Annotated in this window: 1 protein-coding gene and 1 pseudogene; one reads left to right on the top strand and one right to left on the bottom strand. The window is 70.7% G+C overall.

The annotated features are described in order from the left end of the window. A pseudogene (locus ACOJSN_RS16820) lies at positions 1–410 on the bottom strand (ATP-dependent DNA ligase); the annotation flags it as partial. A 116-nt stretch (positions 411–526) separates the two neighbouring features. On the opposite strand from ACOJSN_RS16820, the gene ACOJSN_RS16815 reads away from it, so the two are divergent. Further along, complete coding sequence (locus tag ACOJSN_RS16815) at positions 527–2,791, top strand: DEAD/DEAH box helicase (RefSeq protein WP_420113644.1); 2,265 nt, start codon at positions 527–529, stop codon at positions 2,789–2,791. Positions 2,792–2,812 lie beyond the last annotated feature (21 nt).

The following is a 2,812-nucleotide window of genomic DNA, read 5'->3' as shown; positions in this document are numbered from 1 at the left end:
GGGTGGAACGTGAGCGTGCCCATCTGCGCCGCCCACACCAGTGCCGCCGGTTCGGTGGGGCAGAGCTCGTCGGCCGGCCGACCGCTGGGGAACGTGATCCGCGCCGTCTCGATGTAGTCCGGCGCGCCCTTGGGGAGGCGCTTCTGATAGAAGCCGTCGGCGTCACGGTCCTGCGGTCCGGTCGCGAGCCGCATCCCCTCACGCCAGCCGTTCGGCCACCGCTCCATCGCCGTGGGCCGCTCGCCGATCGCGCGCATGAACGCCTCGCCCATGGTCGCGACGTAGGTGCACACCTCGAGCTTCGTGATCGCGGGTGTGCGCTCGGTGGCCTCGTAGATCACCCGGTCCGGGCTGCTGACCCGCACCTCGCGACCTGCGACGTCGAGCACGGCCGGCGCGGTCTTCGGCATGGGCCCACGGTAGTGGGACGTGGAAGGAAGTCGACGCTCGATGCGTCGTACGGCATCCCGCAAACGATTGCGACAGCATCGAGCGACGGATCTGTTGCAGCACTGGGTGCGGCATGATGCGGGTGTCGCGAAAGGGGGATCGGGCTATCGCCGCAGCCAGCATCGATGCCGCGCGCGAGATCGTCGCGGCGGCCGACCACGTCGCTCATCTCGCCGCCGCACTCGCCGACGCGCCCGAACGAGCGCGTGAACAGGTGCGCGCCGCGTTCGTCGACTCCCGCGAGGAGAAGGTCCTCGCCCAGCTCGACGGCGTCCCGGTGGGCTCGTTGGGTGACGTCACCCGGGAGCGGCTGCGCATCGGCGCGCTGACTGCTGCCGACGTGGGCAGCGTCGGCAAGGTCCTCAGGCTCGAGCGGCGCGGCCTGGAGAAGGTCGAGGGGATCGGCCCGCAGACCGCCACGCACCTGTTGGCCGCTGCCCAGCAAGTCGCCGCCGCGATGCGGACCTCGATCCGCTTCCGGATCGACCTCAGCCCGACCGATCCGGTCGCCACCCGACTGGTCCAGACCCTGTACACGCTCGACCAGGCGCACGTGACGACCGAGCGGCACGCGGAGACGATCGATCGCATCCGCACCGGACATGTGCAGGTGCGCGAGCACGCACGCGACCTGACCGGGCGCTTCCGGCGCCTGATCGCCTGGGGTGAGCGACGCCGTCGGGCCGAGTCCGCGATCGAGGTCCTGGCCGAGCTGACGGACCTCGGCCGGCGGTCCGGACTCACCGAGGACGCGCGGCTCGTCACCGGTCTGCTCGAGACGCCGATGCACCCGATCGAGGTTTGGGAGGACTTCCGCGTCCGGTCGATCGCGTACTACTCGCTGCTCGAGTCCGTCGAGCCGACCCAGCGCGACCGTTCGGCATCCGCGGGCCACCTGCCGGCCGGCCTGGTCGAGCGCGTGGAGCGACAGGCGCTCGACACCTCGCTGCTCACCGCGTCGCTGCGCGGCTACCAGGCGTTCGGCGCGAAGTTCGCGCTCGCTCAGCGCCGCGTCGTCCTCGGTGACGAGATGGGGCTTGGCAAGACCGTGCAGGCGATCGCGATGATCGCGCACCTGATGGCGAACGGTGCACGTCAGGCGCTGGTGGTGTGCCCGGCGAGCGTGCTGGCCGGCTGGGTCCGCGAGGTGAGCGAGCACTCCACGCTCACGGCACACCTGCTGCACGGCGACGACCGCGAGGCGGCCACCCGCCGCTGGCACGAGCAGGGTGGCGTCGGGATCACCTCCTACCCTGGGTTGTGGTGGCACATGAGGGCGATCGGTGTGCCGGACGTGCTCGTGGTCGACGAGGCGCACTACGTCAAGAACCCGGAGACCAACCGGTCCCGGTCGGTGCGTCGGCTCGCCGAGTCGGTGCCGGACGTGCTGTTCCTCACCGGAACGGTCATGGAGAACCGGGTCGAGGAGTTCCGCACGCTCGTCTCCTACCTGCAGCCCACGCTCGCGGACGACCTCGATCCTGCCCTCGGTGTGGCGGGCTCGGAGGCGTTCCGGCACGCGGTCGCGCCGGCCTACCTGCGGCGCAATGCCGAGGACGTGCTCGAGGAGCTCCCCGAGCTGGTCCAGGTCGAGGAGTGGGAGGAGTTCGGGGACGTCGACGGCGGTGCCTACCGCCAGGCGGTCACGGCCGGCTCGTTCATGGGGATGCGGCGGGCGGCGTTCGCGGTCGAACGGCCTTCCCAGTCGGCCAAGCTCGAGCGGTTGGTCGAGATCGTGAGCGAGGCGGCCGAGAACGGTCGCAAGGTCGTGGTGTTCTCGTACTTCCGCGACGTCGTGGACATCGTGGTCCGCGCGCTCGGCGACCTCGCGCTCGGGCCGCTCACCGGTTCGGTGTCGCCCGAGCAACGGCAGCGGGTCATCGACGAGTTCACGACGGCGGAGCGCGCCCAGGCACTCGTCAGCCAGATCGCGGTCGGGGGAGTCGGGCTGAACCTGCAGGCCGCCTCGGTGGTGATCCTGTGCGAGCCGCAGACCAAGCCGACCACCGAGGCTCAGGCGATCGCGCGGGCGCACCGGATGGGGCAGGTGGCCAGCGTGCAGGTGCACCGCCTGCTCGTCGAGGACAGCGTGGACGAGCACCTCATGCGCATCCTCGATACCAAGCGCCGCCTCTTCGACTCCTATGCGCGTCGATCAGCGCTGGCCGAGGAGGTCGCGGACGCCGTCGACGTCTCCGAGGCCGAGCTGGCCCGCCGCATCGTCGACGCCGAACGCACGAGGCTGTTCATCGACCCGAACGTGCTCTCCACCGAGGACGCCCCGATCACCGACGCCCCGATCACCGACGCCCCACCCACCAAGACCCCACCCCCCGAGTGAACCTGGGTTAACTCGGCGTGA

Origin of the sequence: Pseudactinotalea sp. (assembly GCF_048594945.1) — a bacterium.
Lineage (GTDB): Bacteria > Actinomycetota > Actinomycetes > Actinomycetales > Beutenbergiaceae > Pseudactinotalea.
The sequence above is the reverse complement of the archived record's forward strand: the minus strand, read 5'-3'. Positions and strand labels throughout refer to the sequence as shown.

Excerpts from the sequence above, each read along its gene's own strand:
- ACOJSN_RS16815 (WP_420113644.1), top strand. The coding sequence starts at position 527 with ATGCGGGTGTCGCGAAAGGGGGATCGGGCTATCGCCGCAGCCAGCATC.